Origin of the sequence: Pedobacter sp. PF22-3 (assembly GCF_026239555.1) — a bacterium.
In the GTDB taxonomy this organism is placed as follows: Bacteria; Bacteroidota; Bacteroidia; order Sphingobacteriales; family Sphingobacteriaceae; genus Pedobacter.
In genome coordinates this window covers 53,562-71,958 of the sequence record NZ_JAPIVP010000005.1, presented here as the reverse complement: position 1 = coordinate 71,958, position 18,397 = coordinate 53,562, and the positions used below count along the sequence as shown (strand labels likewise).

At 36.8% G+C, this 18,397-nt stretch carries 13 protein-coding genes; 7 read left to right on the top strand and 6 right to left on the bottom strand.

The genetic code is table 11. From position 1 onward, the window contains the following. Positions 1 to 17: 17 nt before the first annotated feature. From OQX63_RS08520 to OQX63_RS08500, 5 genes are all read right to left on the bottom strand, one after another. The gene (locus OQX63_RS08520; protein WP_265850463.1) at positions 18 to 860 is read right to left on the bottom strand and encodes a glucosaminidase domain-containing protein; all 843 of its coding nucleotides are present in this window, start codon (positions 858 to 860) and stop codon (positions 18 to 20) included. A gap of 83 nt (positions 861 to 943) precedes the next feature. Then, a complete protein-coding gene (locus tag OQX63_RS08515) occupies positions 944 to 1,621 on the bottom strand; it encodes a glucosaminidase domain-containing protein (protein WP_265850462.1) in 678 nt (225 codons plus the stop codon). A 99-nt stretch (positions 1,622 to 1,720) separates the two neighbouring features. Beyond that, entirely contained in the window at positions 1,721 to 2,356 is a 636-nt protein-coding gene (locus OQX63_RS08510; protein ID WP_265850461.1) for an O-methyltransferase, read from the bottom strand. Positions 2,357 to 2,363: 7 nt separating this feature from the next. Continuing rightward, positions 2,364 to 2,780 carry a Holliday junction resolvase RuvX gene (ruvX, locus tag OQX63_RS08505; protein ID WP_265850460.1) on the bottom strand — a complete coding sequence of 139 codons (417 nt, stop codon included), beginning with the start codon at positions 2,778 to 2,780 and terminating at the stop codon, positions 2,364 to 2,366. 5 nt (positions 2,781 to 2,785) lie between these two features. Then, on the bottom strand, positions 2,786 to 3,010 hold the full coding sequence (locus OQX63_RS08500; RefSeq protein WP_265850459.1) for a hypothetical protein: 225 nt from the start codon (positions 3,008 to 3,010) through the stop codon (positions 2,786 to 2,788). 338 nt (positions 3,011 to 3,348) lie between these two features. Here OQX63_RS08500 and OQX63_RS08495 point away from each other — a divergent pair, with 338 nt between their 5' ends. Genes OQX63_RS08495 through OQX63_RS08485 form a run of 3 tightly spaced genes read left to right on the top strand, consistent with a single transcriptional unit; the run spans position 3,349 to position 6,488 of the window. Then, positions 3,349 to 4,497 (top strand): ATP-binding protein, encoded by a 1,149-nt coding sequence (locus tag OQX63_RS08495; protein WP_265850458.1) that lies wholly within the window; start codon positions 3,349 to 3,351, stop codon positions 4,495 to 4,497. A gap of 1 nt (position 4,498) precedes the next feature. Then, positions 4,499 to 6,037: a PSP1 domain-containing protein gene (gene ricT / locus OQX63_RS08490; protein ID WP_265850457.1), complete on the top strand. Its 1,539-nt coding sequence runs from the start codon at positions 4,499 to 4,501 to the stop codon at positions 6,035 to 6,037. Continuing rightward, positions 6,006 to 6,488 carry a gliding motility lipoprotein GldH gene (locus OQX63_RS08485; protein WP_265850456.1) on the top strand — a complete coding sequence of 161 codons (483 nt, stop codon included), beginning with the start codon at positions 6,006 to 6,008 and terminating at the stop codon, positions 6,486 to 6,488. Before ricT ends, OQX63_RS08485 begins: the two co-directional genes overlap by 32 nt. Positions 6,489 to 6,513: 25 nt before the next feature. Here the strand turns inward: OQX63_RS08485 and OQX63_RS08480 are convergent, their stop codons facing one another. Further along, positions 6,514 to 7,815, bottom strand: coding sequence for a UDP-N-acetylmuramoyl-tripeptide--D-alanyl-D-alanine ligase (locus OQX63_RS08480; RefSeq protein ID WP_265850455.1), 1,302 nt, complete (start codon positions 7,813 to 7,815; stop codon positions 6,514 to 6,516). 100 nt (positions 7,816 to 7,915) lie between these two features. Between OQX63_RS08480 and OQX63_RS08475 the strand changes: the two genes are divergently transcribed. From OQX63_RS08475 to OQX63_RS08460, 4 genes are all read left to right on the top strand, one after another. Beyond that, the gene (locus tag OQX63_RS08475; protein WP_265850454.1) at positions 7,916 to 10,477 is read left to right on the top strand and encodes an outer membrane beta-barrel protein; all 2,562 of its coding nucleotides are present in this window, start codon (positions 7,916 to 7,918) and stop codon (positions 10,475 to 10,477) included. A gap of 46 nt (positions 10,478 to 10,523) precedes the next feature. Beyond that, positions 10,524 to 11,612: a DUF5977 domain-containing protein gene (locus tag OQX63_RS08470; protein ID WP_265850453.1), complete on the top strand. Its 1,089-nt coding sequence runs from the start codon at positions 10,524 to 10,526 to the stop codon at positions 11,610 to 11,612. A gap of 219 nt (positions 11,613 to 11,831) precedes the next feature. Next, on the top strand, positions 11,832 to 14,324 hold the full coding sequence (locus OQX63_RS08465) for a M14 family metallopeptidase (RefSeq protein WP_265850452.1): 2,493 nt from the start codon (positions 11,832 to 11,834) through the stop codon (positions 14,322 to 14,324). Between the two features lie 841 nt (positions 14,325 to 15,165). Further along, positions 15,166 to 18,387 carry a SusC/RagA family TonB-linked outer membrane protein gene (locus OQX63_RS08460; RefSeq protein WP_265850451.1) on the top strand — a complete coding sequence of 1,074 codons (3,222 nt, stop codon included), beginning with the start codon at positions 15,166 to 15,168 and terminating at the stop codon, positions 18,385 to 18,387. The last annotated feature ends 10 nt before the right edge of the window (positions 18,388 to 18,397 follow it).

The window sequence follows — 18,397 nt, the reverse complement described above, 5'->3', positions numbered from 1 at the left end:
TATGTTTGCACTTAACATTATTTAACCTTAAGTATCTGGCCAAGTTTAATGGCATCGGAAGTCATTTCGTTCAGCATTTTTAACTGATCAACCGTTAAATTAAAGCGTTTTGCAATATTATATAGGGTATCTCCTTTTACAACGGTATAAGTGCCATCGGCCAGAATTGGTTTTGCACCTGCTGGTGGCGTTTCAACTGGGGTAAATTTAGCCTTCTCTTTGGGGATATTTTGATTGATTTCTGAAAAGACACGATCCTCGCGGGCAATTTTTTGCTTTTCGCTTTCTGGTTGATCGTATTGGTAAAGCTGGTATTTTTCGATGGTGTTGATGAGCAGATCAGGATATCTCGGGTTGGTTGCATAGCCAGCTGTTTTCAATCCCTGTGCCCAGCTCTTATAATCGTTTTTGTCTAACTGGAAAAGAAAACTGTAGCGTTTACGTTTTAAAAACTCAGAATGGTCTCTGAATGATTCCCGGGCATCTTTATAGACCCTAAAACAGTCGTTTTTCTGGTCATCATCACGGAAATAGTTCTTTCCCTTCCAATCTGAGGTGCATTTAATGCCGAAATGGTTGTTGGCATACTTGGCTAAATCGCTGTTTCCACTACCAGATTCTAAGATTCCCTGTGCCAAAGTAATACTTGCAGGAATACCGGCCGAGTTCATCTCTTCTATGGCCACACCTTTAAACTCATCGATATAACTTAAAGTATTGTAGCTTTTGTAATTATTGTTATTCGCTTTGTTGGCCTCTTTTTCGATCTTTTTATTGTTTTTAGAAAATTTTCTGGTGCCGCAGGAGCTAAAAAAAACGATGATTGCCGCTAATATGATAAGATAGTTGGTTGAACGCATTGTATAGTGATATTTAATTGGTTAATTGTTTAAATTGGTAAACTGTGTACTGCAAACTGTAAATTAGACTTATGACTCCCAACTCAAAACTTAATCCTCTGTCCTGGTTTTAAGTTTGTCTTTTTAATGCCGTTTTTTTGCATAAGGGATTTAACGCTTGTGCCTTTCTTTTTGGCAATTATGTTTAGGTTATCGCCAGATTTAACGGTATATATCCTTGTTTTTCTTCTGTTTTTTGTCCTGCGATGAACGGGAGCTGCATACACAGGTTCTTCGTAGCCCTCTGGACGCTCATCGTATTGATAGAGCTCGTATTTTTTAATTAAGCCAATCACCTGGCTGGCCCAGCTTCTGCTACGGGCGTAACCACAACGGCGGATACCGTAAGTCCACCCCTTATAATCGTATTGATCATATTTCCCAAAAAGATTGTTAAAAGGCTCCCGGGTTTCCATAATTTCTACAAAGTGGCTGTAAGATTCGTCAGCATTTAAATAATCGCGGTATGAGGAATGGATTTCTGCATTGTTATTTGGCCCTTTTACGCCGAAATGGTTATTAAGATGCTGTGCGATTTTACTATTTCCGGCGGCAGATTCATGTATGGCGACAGCTAAAATAACGCTGGCCGGAATTTTATGATCATGCATTAAACCTTGTGCATATTGTACATGCGCTGCAATGTAATCGTCGGTATCTTGTGCTTTCGCGATCATTCCGGATAAGAGCAGTACACAAAAAGTAAAGATTTTTTTAGTCATGGTTTTTATATTTCCGTCATTGCGAGGCACGAAGCAATCTTAATGCATTGGTTTGACCAGCGATCGTTGTAGGATTGCTTCGTTCCTCGCAATGACGATTTATTTTTTCCTGATCACAAACAAACCATCCCGCACAGGTAAAATCAATTTCTCAACGCGTTCATCTGCAGCTATTTTATCATTAAAACTAGTGATATTTCTGGTGTCTTTATCCTGTTTCTCTTGAAGTACTTTTCCACTCCATAAAACATTATCAACAATGATAATCCCGCCAGGGCGAACACGGTCAAAAATCAGATCATAATAGGTACCGTTGTTTTTCTTATCTGCATCGATGAAAATAATGTCGAAAACTTCATCTAAACCTGAAATCGTAGTAGTAGCATCACCAAGGATGTACCTGATCTGATCATTATAGGCTGATTTGGCGAAGTTGCGGCGAACCATGTCTTCCAGTTCCTCATTAATATCCAGCGTATATAACAGGCCATCTTTGGTTAATCCTTCGGCAAGGCATAAAGTAGCATAACCAGTAAAAGTGCCAATTTCTAAAATCCTTTTGGGGGAAACCATTTTGCTGAGCATACTCAATACCCGGCCTTGATAGTGGCCAGAAAGCATGCGTGGCATTAAAACTTTAAGGTTTGTTTCGCGGTCTATCTGTTGTAGCAACTCGCTTTCAGGCTCGCAATAGGCAATTAGTAAATCCTGTAAATCGTCGTTTATTAGGCTCATTTGTTGGTTATAAACGGTTACTTTCCATAAAATATTGTAGAATGATGGTTGCAGCAATGGTGTCAACCCGGTCTTTATCTCTTCTGTCCATTTTTTTTAAGCCACTTTGCATAATGGCCTGATGGGCCAGTTTAGAAGTAAAACGTTCATCAACCCAATGCCTTGGGATATCGGGAAATGATTTTTTCAACAGCGTGGCAAAACCTTTTACATGTTGTGCCGAATCAGATGGAGAACCATTCATTTGTTTAGGATCGCCCAATACAAAGGCCTCAACCTGCTCTTTAAGCATGTATTTTTTAACATATTCGATCACATCTTTAGGATGTACCGTATCCAGGCCTGTTGCAATAATCTGCAAAGGATCGGTTACCGCAATGCCGATGCGTTTTGTTCCATAATCAAATGCGAGGATTCGTGCCATAAATGTTAAGCGTTTGGTGTAAAGCGTTTAGCACCATTTAAAAAAATAAAAGCCAAAGGTAAGGTTTTTGAAATAATAGGTAAACCTAAGTGGTAATGCCTTGGTAACATGTTTGTATTGACTAAAAAATCTATTTTCTGTTTTTTGGAAAGCAAAACCTGTGGTACTTTGGTATATACGGCCCTGCTGTATGCTTTATCCCGATGAAAAATCGGGATGCCCGCTCCCATCAGGTTTAGTTGATGCAGACCGGTGCGGTTGGGTAATGTTGCGTAGTGCGCTATTTAATGTTTCCCAAGAATTACTGATTTTAGTTAAATAAACCTGATAGAACGAAAAGCCCGGAGCGCAGTGAGGACTTGGAGGGATAGCAGGACTTTCGGAACCGAAACGCACAAGGCCTTGCTTTTCAAAATAATGTGAGCACATCAATTAACTGAAAAAATCTATTGAAACGATTCCGTCAACATAAAATCCGGAGGTTTCTACAACATCAAAAGTGTGTTTCAAAAGTAAGAACGTGATGACGAATGTGTGAATCTCATATCTATTTCTTATTTTGCACCAAATGCAGTTTAAAGAAATCATCGGACAAGAAAGAGTGAAGCAACAATTGGTGCAGACGGTTAAGGAAAACCGCATTAGCCATGCGCAGCTATTTTTATCGCCTGCTGGTTCAGGGGCTGTAGCCTTGGCTATTGCCTATGCACAATACATCAATTGCCTTAATAAAGGCGAAAATGATAGTTGTGGCGAATGTTCGAGCTGTAGAAAATACGAACGTTTAATTCATCCTGATCTGCATTTTTCCTATCCTTTTTTTGCCTCGGCAAGTGTAAAAACCGCTGTAGATGTATTGGAAGAATGGCGGGGTATGTTACTGCAGGATCCTTATTTTGATATGGATATCTGGCGCTCCAAACTCGATGCGGCCAATAAACAGGCCAATATCAACATTGCCGAGTGCCACGACATTATTAAAAAACTAAGTTATAAGGCCTTCGAAGCGGAAACCAAGGTTTTGATTATGTGGCTTCCCGAATACCTGGATAAAGCTGGAAATGCCTTATTAAAATTAATTGAAGAACCGCCTGCAAATACATTATTTATTTTAATAGCACAAAGTCAGGATCAGATTTTAACCACCATTTTATCCAGAACGCAAATTGTGAAGATTCCGAAGCTTTCATCAGAAGAGGTAACCGGATATTTATTAAATGCCAGCGGATTAACGGAGCATCAGGCTGTTGATTATTCCTTTTTGGCCGATGGAAATTTAATTGAAGCAAAGGCACTAGCCGCCGATACGCAAAGTGATAGTTCGGGTACATTTACGGCCTGGCTGAGGATGGGTTTTGGTAACAAAGTTCCCGATCTGATCGAGTTTACCGACGAGGCCGCGAAGTGGGGAAGAGAAAACCAGAAGAATTTTTTAAAATATGGCGTAAATTATTTACGCGAATGCTGTTTAATTTTAAGTGGTGCCGAAGAATTGGTGAAATTACCTCCCCTAACCTTCGAAACCGCGAAAAAACTCAGTACACACGTACTTACCTTACCTATGGCAGAGGCTATAATCGGCGAACTGGAAAAGGCACATTACCACATTGAAAGAAACGCAAACCCGAAAATTCTGTTTTTAGATGTATCTTTACAATTGGTAAAAATTATCAAGTTTAAAACGCTCCCTTCGGGGACTCAATATATATATAATTAATATGGGATGTGGAAGTTGTTCAACAGGTGGTGGTTGCACCCCTAATGGATGCAAAAGTAATGGCTCATGCGGCACCGGTGGTTGCCAAACAATGGAAGTTCACGATTGGCTGTCTAATTTAGATATGCCTTCTAATTATAAACCTTTTCAGGTTACCGAAATCAAATTTAAAGGCTCTCGTAAAGAGTTTTTCCTCAATAACGATAACATTTACCTCGAAATTGGAGAACTTGTTGCCGTTGAAGGGCCAACTGGTGGTTTTGATGTAGGACATGTTTCGCTTACGGGCGAGCTGGTGCGGATCCAAATGAAACGCCGCAAAACCACGCTTGATCAGGTAACCAAAAAAATATACCGTAAGGCTACCGAAGCTGATGTGGAGAAATGGAATGCCGCCAAAGGGATGGAATGGGAAACCATGCATAAAGCGCGTAAACTGGCACTTGATCTCCGTCTGCAGATGAAAATCAGCGATGTGGATTATCAGGCCGATAAAACTAAAGCTACTTTTTTTTATACTGCTGATGGACGTGTAGATTTTCGCGAGCTGATTAAAAAGATGGCAGAAAGTTTCCGGATCCGGATTGAAATGCGCCAGATTGGAATGCGTCAGGAAGCTGGCCGTTTAGGTGGAATCGGTTCTTGTGGTCGCGAATTATGCTGCTCTACCTGGTTAACCAATTTCAAAACGGTATCTACGGCTGCGGCCCGATATCAAAATTTATCATTAAATACTTTAAAGCTTGCGGGGCAGTGCGGTAAATTAAAATGCTGCCTAAACTATGAGCTGGATACTTATCTGGATGCTTTAAAAGATATTCCTGATAGAATTGAAAACCTGGATACTGAAGCTGGTTATGCCCGTCACCAGAAAACCGATATTTTCAAAAAAATCATGTGGTTTAGCTATCAGGGTGACGAAAACTGGATCCCGGTTAAAGCCGCACGCGTAAAAGAGATCATGGCGATGAATAAGGCAGGTAAAAAAGCGCCTAACTTAAAAGAAGAAGCCGTTCAGATTGCCGCGCCGGTTATAGTCGAAAAATCTTTTGATTACGAAAATGTAGTGGGTCAGGATAGTTTAACCCGCCTTGACGAACGTTCTCGCGGTAAAAATAACCAGAGCAGAAACAGCAACCAGAAAAATAACCGAAATAATAACCAGAATAAAAGAGAAAGAATTCCTGCAGGAGAGAAAAATGCCGGCCCTAATAACAAGCCTCAGCAGCCTCAACAAGGTGTACAGAAAGCGCAACAAAGCGGAAAACAACAGCCTAACGGAGCAAAGCCACAACAAAATGCGGGTCAAAAGCCTCAACAGGCGGTAGCAAAACCACAGCATGTTAATGGACCAAGGCCTCAAAATAACAAACCGAAGCAACCGCAAGGACCAAAACCTGAAGTTAAGGCCGAAGGAAATGTTACTGTAGAAGGTACCAGGCCAGAGCAGAGCAAAAATAAGAACAGAAATAACCGTAGGAAAAACAATAATCGCCGAAACAATAATAATGGCTCAGAAAATAAACCTGCTGCTGAATAAAAGGCGAATCATTTTGCTTGCCTTTTTATGGATGGTTACGCTATTTGCAGGCTGTACTGACAGTGTAGTTGATAGTAATATAGAAATTGCCGACCGCAGGTGGACTTACCGTAACCACATTTCTACAACATTTGACATTAAAGATAACACCAAAGGCTATAATATTTATTTTAAGTTAAGACATACCGCCAATTATAAATATGCCAATATTTTTATCCTGGCTCATTTTAAAGATGGTAAAAAAGTGGTAACCAAACGCTATCAATATAAATTGGCCAAAAATGATGGCGAATGGCTGGGTAGCGGTTCGGGAAATGTATTTAGCTATACCCTGCCAATGTTAACCAGCTATCATTTTCCGCGAAATGGCAAATTTGAGATTGAAATTGAGCAGAATATGCGCGATAATCCACTTTTGGAAGTAAGCGATGTTGGGTTGTTGGTAGAATAGTAAAGCGCATTAGGCTATGCATACCCTACAAATATTGCAACAGGCTTTCCAGTTTCATTCCTCGCGAGCCTTTGAGTAATACTAAATGATCCTGAACTAAGTTTTCTTGTAAGTATTGAGCAGCTTCGGCAGGCGTTTCGAAAAATATGCCTTTAAAACTGTCTTTAAATGTATGGAAATCCTTCCCGATAAAAATGATTTGATCTAAACCACTTTCATTGGCCTGTTTTACTATCAATTCGTGTTGATCATGTGATTCAGGGCCTAATTCAAACATGTCGCCCAAAATAGCTGTCTTTTTATCAGCCGATATTACGGAGAGGTTTTTCAAAGCCGCAGCCATGCTGCTTGGATTGGCATTATAGAAATCGCAGATTACCGTATTTTTTTCAGTTTTGGTGAGTTGCGAACGATTGTTTTTCGGCTTGTATTTTGATAAACCGGCGTTGATCTCTTCAGGGCTCATGTCGAAAAAGTCTCCTATGCAGATTGCTGCCAGGATGTTTTCAAAATTATAACTTCCGGTTAGATTGGTTTTTACTGATGATGTAACTTCATGATTGGTCCAGTTTACTTCGATGAAAGGATCGCTGCTTTTTAGTTCTCCTTTAATGGTATTCCCATTTTCGGTGCCATAATAAATGAGCTTATTTAAGCCTGCTGCCATACTCATTTCAAGTAAATTAGGATTGTCCCTATTGATAAAAGTGTATCCATGAGTTTCTTTTAAATAGGCGTAAAGCTCGGCCTTACCCTTTTTTACACCTTCAAAACCACCAAATCCATCTAAATGCGCCATGCCTACATTGGTAATGATGCCATGGGTAGGCTGTGCGATGGTACAAAGCAGTTCTATTTCCTTTTGGTGGTTGGCACCCATTTCAATTACCGCAACCTGAACATCATCGGTAATGGATAATACAGATAGAGGAACACCGATATGATTGTTTAAATTACCAAAGGTGGCAAAGGTTTTATACCGTTCGGTTAAAACAGCATTTACCAGTTCTTTGCTCGTGGTTTTTCCGTTACTGCCCGTTAAACCGATTACCGGGATGTTGAGTTGCTTCCGGTGATTACGGGCCAGATCCTGTAAGCTACTGAGTACATCTTCAACCAATAAAAATTTATCGTCTTGTGCATATTTTTCTTCATCAATTACGGCAAATGCTGCCCCTTTTTCTATGGCCTGGGTAGCAAATGCGTTGGCATTAAATAGATCACCCTTTAAGGCAAAAAAGATACAACCGGGTGTAATGTTTCTTGTATCGGTAGAAATAACAGGGTTTTTAAGGTAGTAATCGTATAGTTTTTCGGTTGTGATCATGTTTATCGAAAGAGTTGGTCAACAAATTTATGCTTATTAATTAAGAAATTAGATTGAGTCTCGTTTTGTATTAAATAATATATTTGTTTCAAATCAAAAGATGCGCGCACTAATTGTTGTCATATTTTTAACTCTCATTTTTTTTCGATCTTATTCCCAAGGTAAGTATCTCACAGGTATAGTCATTGATGATGTGACGAGTAACCCGATTAAGACCGCTAATATCTTAATATATTCTGATAAGAAAAAGACAGGGTATTTTGTGAGTGACAGTTTAGGTAAATTTAAGATACCTATCAATTTATTATTAGTTTCGAATTTACTTGAGGTAAGTATGAAGGATTATCACGCTTTTAGTTCGAAGTTGGAATTAACTAGCCTAAGTATAAAAAACGAGTTAGGGGAATTTAGATTAAAACCAGAGGGGATTAATCTAAATGAGGTATTAATAAGAAAAAGAAAGAGGTATCGAGATACTACAAATATTGACTTCTCGGATAAAAAATTTGAGAGATATATAATGATTGATGATTTGTTCTCGAAAAATATAGGCTTTTATAAAGACAATAATGGTAAGTTATTCTATAAGGGTAAGCCAGTTACTGATTTGTTAGTTAATGGAGGTGATTTTTTTGGAAAAAATAATACAGAAATTTATAAAAATCTGCCAGCACTTATCCTTAATAATATAGAAGTAATAGAGACAGATATCGACTCTCTGACTAATACGACTTTACTAAACCCAGCTGTTAAAGTAAACTTGAAATTTAAAGAAAAGTTTAACAAGGGAAAATTTGGTAATGCGAGTTTAGGGATAGGTACTTTGAAGAGGTATATCGGGACAGTTGATCTTTATACCTATAAAAAGGATGAACAGATATCATTAAATCTAAATTCCAATAATTTAAATGTAGGTGACAGTTTTTCAGAACCAAAAATTAGTTTTTCTGCGAGCAGTAATAACACATCAAACTACAGTTCAAGAATAAGCTACAGAAATCTCTTTTACAATAGGAAAATTGAGTTATCAGTTTACATAAAACCCAAAATAAGTCGATTAAAGTTCAAATCAGAATCTTATCGGAAAGATGAAGAATTTAATCAATTTTCAAATACATTTAATTCTTCCAAAATAAAGACATTCTCATTTGAAGGGACAAGTGTTAATATGATTTACAAAATAGACTCGCAAAATGTTTTAAAATTTACACAAACATTGGATTATGAAAACAGCAAAAAATTAGACTCGCTGAATTATTTTGTAAATTCAAACAATAGCCTAAATATTTCAAATCTATACAAAGCTTCTGGTTCTGTTAATGAAACTATTTTAAGCAATTTATCATACCAAAAATTATTTTCGAAAAAAAGAGGGAGGTCATTTAATAACGAATTAATTTTCGGTACTAATAAATACAGATTCAATGAGGAAAATATAGTTGATAATTATTCAAATAATTTAACTATAAAGTACTTTGTAGATGGACAAAGGGAAGCAGTTAAAAAGCAATTTGCAAATAATAGCTATTTTATCGAACCTTTTTCAGAAAGCGGATACATTAGTTTTCTAATGAATTATAAATATGAAAGTCTACATTTTCAAGAGATTCTGCTTAGTGATTCTTTAAGTAATAGCCAAAAAAGAAACGCATTGAACTACCAATATTTCTCTCCTGGTATAAAGGTTTTTAATCGTTTTAATGAGTTTAGCTTAGAAAGTTCTGTTAATGGATTGTTAAATTTTAGAGACTTTGATGAAGGTAGAAAAGAAGCGCTTTGGAATTTAGACGCGAGCTTTGTATTTGACTATAAAATTACTAAAGATAGAAACCTGTTATTTCATTATTTAAAAAAAACAAATTATCCAAACGTTCTACAATTAACAGGGACTAATAATTCTTTTGATATAATTTCCTTTTCAAAGGGTAACACAAAATTAAAAGCAGAGTTACAAGATCGTCTAGAGTTTACATACGACTTAAAAAAAACAGATTCTATGAGTTTAATTTTTAATGCAAATATTGAACAATATCGATCTAAGATCGGATTCTCAATAAATGCATCACCAGGAGAAACACAAACAACCATTGTTGAAAATTTGGGGAAAGCTACGAATGCTGATATTTCAATTTCTTTCTCAAAAAACTTTACTAATGGAAATAATTTAGTTTACCGACTATTAGGAAATTATCAGGAACAACCAATAAGCCTAAATCAAGTTAGGCAGGTTAGTAAAAATCATGGTATAAGTCATTCATTATCAAGTAATTTAAATATTATAAAAAGTATATTGTCGATTTCTCCTTTTATTTCAAGCGTCTATTCAAAATATACCTACCAAAACAGTAATGGCAATCAGATTAATATAATTTATACGGATAAAATTTCATTAAATTATTTAAAATTTGAATTTAGCATAAATCCATTTCTGAATTTTAACTATAGCATCAGTAAGAATTTTAGTTTTGCTACGAATGCAGAAATACGAAGAACTTTTTTGAAAAAATCTGCTGCAATTTGGTTAAAGGCATATGATGTGTTTAATTCTTATCATTATGTTAATAATAATATTTCCGGATCATATATTCAAACGGTAAAGTATTCCAACATTAGCAGGTATTTTTTGCTAGGTGCTAGTATAAAATTTAATGACATGAAATAATACATAAAAAATATTATCTTAGGCAACACTAAATTAACAAATAAAAATGAAAAAACTCTTTCTAATAGGAACGGCTATGTTATGTTTCTTTTTGAGCTACTCTCAAACACTTACCCCTTCGCCTCAAACCGTTGAGAATAACGGTATTGTAACATTAACTGGTTCAGGTGAATTTGCAAGTATGCATTTTGGGACTATTTCATACCAGCCTAATTTTACTTCTACAAGTTCTCCTGCTGCAGGCTATGGGCTTTATCTAGATTTGACAGATTTAACTTATACCCAAGCTTATAGTCAAACCAGTAGTTCGCCAAGTAAATTTACTTTTAAAATTTCAAACAGCATTGATCAACCCATTACTGTTACTTTGTATTTTAAGTGCACAATAATTAATGACTTACAAGGCACTTCAAATTCTTTTCAAAAGTCAGTTACAATAACCGTTAAGCCGACTACACCGGCACAAACCACCGTTTATAATGTAGCAAAATCAGGATCTTTTACAAAAAACAATTGTGGTCCAGGAAAAATAGGTTCTATCGTAACATATACTGTAGCAGCAGGTACTTATAGTGCAAGTTCTCAATCAGCTGCAGATCAATTGGCAATAAATGCTGTTAATGCAAATGGTCAGGCTTATGCTAATGCTAATGGTCAATGTAATACAGCATATTATAATGCTCAATTATCAACAAGTTATACCAGAAATTGTGGGACAGGGTATGCAGGTTCTATCGTAACATATACTGTAGCAGCAGGTACTTATAGTGCAAGTTCTCAGTCTGCAGCTGATCAGCTTGCATTAAATGATGCAAATGCAAATGGTCAAAATTTTGCAAATAATAATGGTACATGTACTGAAGTTAGAAAAAGATATCGTGTAACACTTCGCCCAAATGGCGCATGTGATACCTCTGGGGAAGTATCTTCATTTATTTGGTTGCGAGAGGATTTTGATCTTAATAATAATAATGGCTACATCCCAGCTTATTTATCTTCAACTGGCGACACTAGAGCTGGAGATGGTGATTACAAATTTTTATATGTTATAAATTCATCAATAAATGAATCGGGAGTTAGAATATTTCAAGTATTAAGTGGCGCAGTTCTAGGTTACACGCTTTGCTCACAATAACTACTTGATTTAATATTATTTCTTCTCTACATTTAATGCTTCTTCACTTTTTTAAGTTTGGAAGCATTTTTATTTACTCACTTTTAAGCTTTTGCAGTAACAAAAAGCAAAATTAGTACATTAGATAAAATTATTTTTTCGAAGAAGCCAAATTTGCACTTAAACCACTCAGTTTGGCTATCGTAGAATAGATTTGTAACCTAAGCAAACCAAAGTCAAATGAAAAAAATCCTAGCGTTCTATCTGTTTTTTATTGGAGCACTTGCTTCACATGCACAAATAAAATCTCCTGATGAATTTTTAGGTTATGAATTAGGTTCGCACTTTACACCTCACCATAAAGTAGCTGATTATTTTAGGCAAACTGCTGCGGCTTCAGCTAAAAACATGAAGCTGATCGAATATGGTAAAACCAATGAAGGCAGGCCGTTAATGGTGGCAGTTGTTTCTTCACCAGAAAATATAAGCAAACTGGAACAGGTCAGGACCAACAATTTAATTCTGGCAACCGGTACCAATAACACTATCGATCTAAGCAATCAGCCTGCTATACTTTGGTTAAGCTATAATGTACATGGTAATGAGGCTAACTCTACTGAAACCGCCATGAAGATGCTTTACACTTTAGTTTCGGGAGATAATAAGCCTGCTGCCGAGTGGTTAAAAAATACCGTTGTGGTCATTGATCCCTGCTTAAACCCCGATGGAAGAGATCGTTACGTAAATTATTTTAACAGTGTAGTAGGGAAAACGCCAAATTCAGATCCCTCATCCAGGGAGCATATTGAGCCTTGGCCGGGCGGCAGACCAAACCATTATTATTTCGATTTAAACCGCGACTGGGCCTGGCAAACCCAGATTGAAAGTCGGCAGCGTTTGGCCTTGTATAACCAATGGATGCCACAGGTACATGTCGATTTTCATGAACAAAGCTATAATGAACCATACTATTTTGCGCCGGCAGCAGAACCGGTTCACCAGAACATTACATCTTGGCAAAAGGGTTTTCAGGTGGTTGTAGGTAAAAACAATGCCAAGTACTTCGACGCTGAAGGCTGGCAATATTTTACCAAAGAACGTTTCGATCTGCTTTATCCCTCTTACGGAGATACTTATCCTTTATACAATGGATCAATTGGTATGACTTATGAGCAGGGCGGTATCAGGGCCGGATTATCAGTGGTAACCAATGATGGTGATACCTTAACTTTAAAAGACCGTATTGCACACCATTTTACCACAGGCATGTCTACCCTCGAAGTAACTTCCTTAAACCACCAGAAGTTATTAGAAGAGTATAAAAAATATTTCCAACAGGAATTGGCCAATAGCCCGGGTATTTATAAAAGTTATATTATAAAAGCGACCAATTTATCACGCTTAAAAAAACTGGCCGAACTGTTAACTAAAAATAAGATCGAATTTGCCTTTGGAGGCGATAAAACTGGAAGAGGTTATGATTATGATACCCAAAAGGAAGAAAATTTTAGCATTGCCCGGAATGATTTAATTGTAAATATGCAGCAGCCAAGAGCGGTTTTGGCTAATGTTTTATTGGAACCACAAACCTTTGTAACCGACTCTAACACTTACGATATTACGGCCTGGGCCCTGCCCTATGTGTACGGATTAAAGGGGTATGCCAGTAAAGAAAGTATAAAAGGAAAATTCGCAGCTATTGAGGAAGCTAAGATCATTAATACGGAAGTGGAGAAGCCTCTTGCCTGGCTATTTAGCTGGGGAACAAGTGAAGATGTTCAGGTTTTAACAGCATTGCAAAAAGAAAATGTGAAGGTGAGGCAGGCCGATCAGCCATTTTCGGTAAATGGCAAAGATTACCCTGCCGGAACCCTAATTGTACTGAGAGCAGAAAATGAAAAAATAATAAGGGGTATGAAAGATAAAATAGCCTTTATTGCTAAAATGTTGGATAAACCTATTCAGGCGGTAAGCAGTGGTTTTGTAGAGAAAGGTAAGGATTTTGGATCTAATGTTTATCCATTGTTAAAACAGCCGAAAATCGCCATTGTATCAGGTATGGAAGTTTCTTCTCTGGCTTTTGGCGAAGCCTGGTTTTTTCTTGAGCATGACCTCAATCTTTCGCCTATTATTATTAATGCCAAAGATTTGAATAACCTTGACGTTAATAAGGTAAATACATTGATTTTGCCAGATGGAAGTTACAGCGCTTTTATTGGCGATGGTTTAACAGCCTGGTTAAATAAAGGAGGCAAACTGATTTTGATGGAAGATGCCATTGAAGGTGTGCTAGATAAAAAAGGCTTCGATATTAAAAAGAAGGAAGCTGCAGTAAAAAAAGATGAAAAAACAGATGCAAGTAAACTTCTTTTTAAGAACAAAGATAAGGATGATTTTGAAACGACTATTCCTGGTGCTATCTATAAGATCGATCTTGATTCCAGTCACCCGTTTTCTTATGGGCTCGGTAAAACCTATTATAGCTTAAAAACCGATCGTAAAATCTATGAGCCTTTTATTAAAGGCTGGAATGTGGGTTTAATCAACGAAAAAAGTTTAATGGCCGGTGTAGTGGGCAAAAAAGCAAAGGAAGAGCTTAAAGCAGGGCTTTTAATTGGAGTACAGGATTTTGGGCGTGGCCAGGTAGTTTATTTGGCTAACGATCCGCTTTTTCGAAACTTCTGGGAGGGTGGAAAAACATTGTTTTCTAATATAATTTTTTGTGGATATTAGTGCATTCATTGTCTAAAGTGACTTTTGAGTCTTCATTTCTTCATTATAAACTATAGAAATAAATAAACCTTTTTTGTTAATGGCCTGATTTCGATTACATTTAGAATGTAACTTTTTAATTTTAAGCATCTAATGAGGTTTAATGGCCATGCTGATCCGATGGTTATCGGATCCTTTATAAGTACAAAAGATGTTTAAAGTGCCCTATACTGCCTCGTGGTTTGCATTTTCTATAAAAATAGGTACTGAAATGAATTACCTTCATTGGGTAAGCTTTAGGCTCTGTTTCTATGTATCTATCCGCTGCGCTAAATGCGGTGAAGGATAGTGAAATAAAAACCTTCATAAAAATCTTCACAACAGATTATTAATCAATACAGGAATAAAGTTGCCAAGGCGTGTTCATGGCCTACTTTGTTAAATAAACTTTACAATACGTCGATTATTAGATGTGAATATCTAAATTTTAAATTTTTTAGTTTGTTTTTCTTGTAAATTTCTGTTTCACCTTTCGATTATTTGCTTATAGTAAATAAAATCTCCTTTTTTAAGTTGAAATTTGAATTTATTAGGCTTTAATTTCAAGTTATTGTGGTGTTTTTATAGTTTATTTTTATTTTATATTTAAAATAATGTGGTTTTTTTATTTTTTTTGTTGTAAATATTTTTATTTCATGATTTATAGTTCATAATTATTTAAAATTTGTAGTTCTTGTTAGTCTTTTTATTGATTTCTTGATCTGTTTTGTTGTTTTTTGGTAAAAATTTATCAAAAAAAGTTTTTTAACCTGAGTTTCAAAACTTACATTAGGCGAATTATTAACTAAACTACTTCTTAATTATGAAAAAACTTCTACCGAGTTTGTTCATCTGGATGTTTTTTGCCCTATCGGCAATGGCACAGGAGCGAACTATCACCGGAACAGTTACGTCTTCAGAAGACAAACTGCCAATCCCTGGCGTAAGCGTAAAAATTCAGGGAGCCACGGGAGGCACCTCAACTAATGCTACCGGAAAATTCTCCATTAAAGTCTCACCGGACGCTAAAGTTATTGTATTCTCCTCTATCGGCTTTGCCACTCAATCCAAGCCCATTGGAAGTTCAGATGTAATTAATGCTGTATTATCTTCAGATGCTAAGGCTTTGGATGAAGTTGTGGTAACTGCTTTGGGCCAGGTTAGGAAGAAAAATACCCTGTCTTATGCGGCGCAGCAGGTAAAGGGAGAAGAACTTACGCTAACTAGATCATCGAATGCGGCGTCTGCCTTATCAGGTAAAGTATCTGGTTTGCAGATTATTCAAGGCAATGCAATTGGTGGATCAACCAATGTTGTAATCAGAGGTAATAAATCTTTAACAGGGAATAATCAGGCATTATTTGTCGTTGATGGCGTTCCTGTCGATAATTCAAACAATAATTCTGCTAACCAGCAAGGAGGGAGGGGTGGTTATGATTATGGAAATGCGGCAGCAGATATCAATCCCGACGATATTGAATCGGTTAACGTGCTTAAGGGAGCTGCAGCGAGTGCGCTTTATGGATCCAGAGGAGCTAATGGTGTAATTATGATTACCACAAAAAGCAGAAAGAGTAAAGGCATGGGAATTACAATTAATAGTGGTTTAACCGTGGGAACCATTGACAAATCAACTTTTCCGGAGTACCAAACGGAGTATGGTGCCGGATATTCAAGTGGATATGAAAGCGGAGATGGTTTCTTATTAATTGATGTTCAGGGTAATGGTGTTAAGGAAAGGGTTGTTCCCACTTCTGAAGATGCATCTTATGGGGCTAAATTTGATCCAAACCTACTGGTGTATCAATGGGATGCCTTTGACCCATACTCTCCTAATTATAAGAAAAAAACGCCTTGGGTTGCTGCTGCAAATAATCCATCAACATTTTATGAGACAGCAATTTCTAACAACAATAATATTATGTTAGATGGCGCATCCGATAAAGGGACAATCAAGCTGGGCTACACCAGAAGTGATGACCGGGGAACGTTACCGAATAGTAAAATCATTAAAAATATATTAAATTTTGGTTCTACGTATCAAATTACCGATCGGTTAACCGCATCAGCACTTGCGAATTACTCAAAAGTTGAGGGTTTAGGTAGATATGGATCAGGATATAGTGGGTTAAATGTGAACCAGAATTTTAGGCAATGGTATCAAACCAATGTTGATATGATGGCTCAGAAAGATGCTTACTTTAGAAATAAGCAGAATGTTACATGGAATTGGGCTGACCCTTCCTCACCTGAAGGCCTGGTTGCTAAATACACTGATAATTATTATTGGACAAGGTACCAGAATTATCAGAATGATACAAGAAGCAGAATTTTTGGGAATGCTTCTTTAAATTATAAGGCAACTGACTGGTTAAATATTCTCGGACGTGTTTCATTAGATAATTATAGTGAATTCCAAGAAGAAAGGGTTGCCGTAGGAAGTCAGGGAGCAGCTTCTTATGCCCGAACAGATCGGTCGTTCAACGAAACAAATTTTGACCTTATCGCAAACTTTGATAAAAATTTAACGAAGAACCTTAATTTGAAGGCATTGCTTGGAGGTAATATCAGAAAGAGTTTATTAAACAGTGTTTTTTCCACAACAAATGGTGGACTCATTGTGCCGGGACTTTATAGTATTTCTAATTCTGTTGGTGCCGTAGCAGCTCCTGTAGAAAACTATCAGCCAAAAGAAGTTGACGGATTTTTTGGTGGGGCTACTTTGACCTATAATGAATTTTTAACCTTGGAAGGTACTTTCAGAAGAGATAAATCTTCTACACTCCCAGAAGGCTTAAATGCATATAACTATTATTCTGTAGCAGGTAGCTGGTTGTTCTCTAAGCAACTAAAAGATAAGGCAGACTGGATCTCATCCGGAAAACTACGTGTCAACTATGCTACAGTTGGAAACGATGCGCCTTGGGGAAAGACCAAAAATGTTTATGTCTCTCAAAATCTATTTGGATCAAGCATTTTATTTGCATATCCTTTTATTACTAATAATCCTTCACTAAAACCCGAAAAGACTGAAAGCAGTGAGATTGGTTTAGAGATGGCATTTCTGGATAATCGTATTGGTTTTGATGCTTCATATTATTTAACAAAAACAAAAAACCAAATTATACCAGTTGCCGTTTCTGCTGCAACGGGATTTACCAATACCTATGTTAATGCTGGCGTAATAAGAAATAATGGTGTAGAAGTTTCATTGTATGGTTCGCCGATCAAAACACAAGATTTTTCTTGGAACATTAACATCAACTGGACAAAAAACGACAGTAAGGTTTTAGAATTGTATAATGACAGTAAAAATTTGCAATTAGCTAGTTTTCAGGCGGGTATAAGTGTTAATGCTACTTTGGGTCAGCCGTATGGAACCATTCAGGGCAAAGATTATGTTTATAATGCAAACGGACAAAAAGTTATTGGTGCAGATGGATATTATAAAATAACAACAAGTACAACGAATGTTATCGGCAATATTAACCCAAATTGGATTGGCGGTATTTATAATAGCTTTAAATATAAAAATGTATCCTTAGGATTCTTAATCGACATCCGTTCTGGGGGTAATGTTTGGTCATTAGACCAATTTTATGCTACTTATACTGGTATTTTGCCAAATACCGTTGGTTTAAATGATCTGGGTAATCCGGTAAGGAATCCGGTAACCAATAGTGGAAATAGCGGAGGCGTTATTTTAGAAGGCGTAACAGAAGACGGTAAAGTTAATACTAAGCGTGTCGTGATAGATGCCAATTCTCCTACTCTACCGCAATCTGCATTTTCATACGATGCGAGTTATGTAAAATTAAGAGAAGCTACATTAACCTATTCTTTTCCGAAAGCCATGATTTCAAAATGGGGCCCTATAAAAGGCATTGATCTTTCTGTTTTCGGAAGAAATTTATGGATTATACATAAAAATCTTCCTTATTCAGATCCAGAAGAGAATTTGTCTTCGGGAAATGCGCAAGGGATACAAAGTGGTGCATATCCAACAACCAGAACAATAGGGATTAATGCAAAGCTATCATTCTAATTAAATCAAC

What these genes read in the sequence shown, in the direction of transcription:
- OQX63_RS08480 (WP_265850455.1), bottom strand. Translation starts at nt 7,815, where the DNA reads ATGATCACAACCGAAAAACTATACGATTACTACCTTAAAAACCCTGTT.
- OQX63_RS08510 (WP_265850461.1), bottom strand. Translation starts at nt 2,356, where the DNA reads ATGAGCCTAATAAACGACGATTTACAGGATTTACTAATTGCCTATTGC.
- OQX63_RS08500 (WP_265850459.1), bottom strand. Translation starts at nt 3,010, where the DNA reads ATGGGAGCGGGCATCCCGATTTTTCATCGGGATAAAGCATACAGCAGG.
- OQX63_RS08470 (WP_265850453.1), top strand. Translation starts at nt 10,524, where the DNA reads ATGAAAAAACTCTTTCTAATAGGAACGGCTATGTTATGTTTCTTTTTG.
- ruvX (WP_265850460.1), bottom strand. Translation starts at nt 2,780, where the DNA reads ATGGCACGAATCCTCGCATTTGATTATGGAACAAAACGCATCGGCATT.
- OQX63_RS08460 (WP_265850451.1), top strand. Translation starts at nt 15,166, where the DNA reads ATGAAAAAACTTCTACCGAGTTTGTTCATCTGGATGTTTTTTGCCCTA.
- OQX63_RS08485 (WP_265850456.1), top strand. Translation starts at nt 6,006, where the DNA reads ATGGCTCAGAAAATAAACCTGCTGCTGAATAAAAGGCGAATCATTTTG.
- OQX63_RS08465 (WP_265850452.1), top strand. Translation starts at nt 11,832, where the DNA reads ATGAAAAAAATCCTAGCGTTCTATCTGTTTTTTATTGGAGCACTTGCT.
- ricT (WP_265850457.1), top strand. Translation starts at nt 4,499, where the DNA reads ATGGGATGTGGAAGTTGTTCAACAGGTGGTGGTTGCACCCCTAATGGA.
- OQX63_RS08515 (WP_265850462.1), bottom strand. Translation starts at nt 1,621, where the DNA reads ATGACTAAAAAAATCTTTACTTTTTGTGTACTGCTCTTATCCGGAATG.
- OQX63_RS08475 (WP_265850454.1), top strand. Translation starts at nt 7,916, where the DNA reads ATGCGCGCACTAATTGTTGTCATATTTTTAACTCTCATTTTTTTTCGA.
- OQX63_RS08495 (WP_265850458.1), top strand. Translation starts at nt 3,349, where the DNA reads ATGCAGTTTAAAGAAATCATCGGACAAGAAAGAGTGAAGCAACAATTG.
- OQX63_RS08520 (WP_265850463.1), bottom strand. Translation starts at nt 860, where the DNA reads ATGCGTTCAACCAACTATCTTATCATATTAGCGGCAATCATCGTTTTT.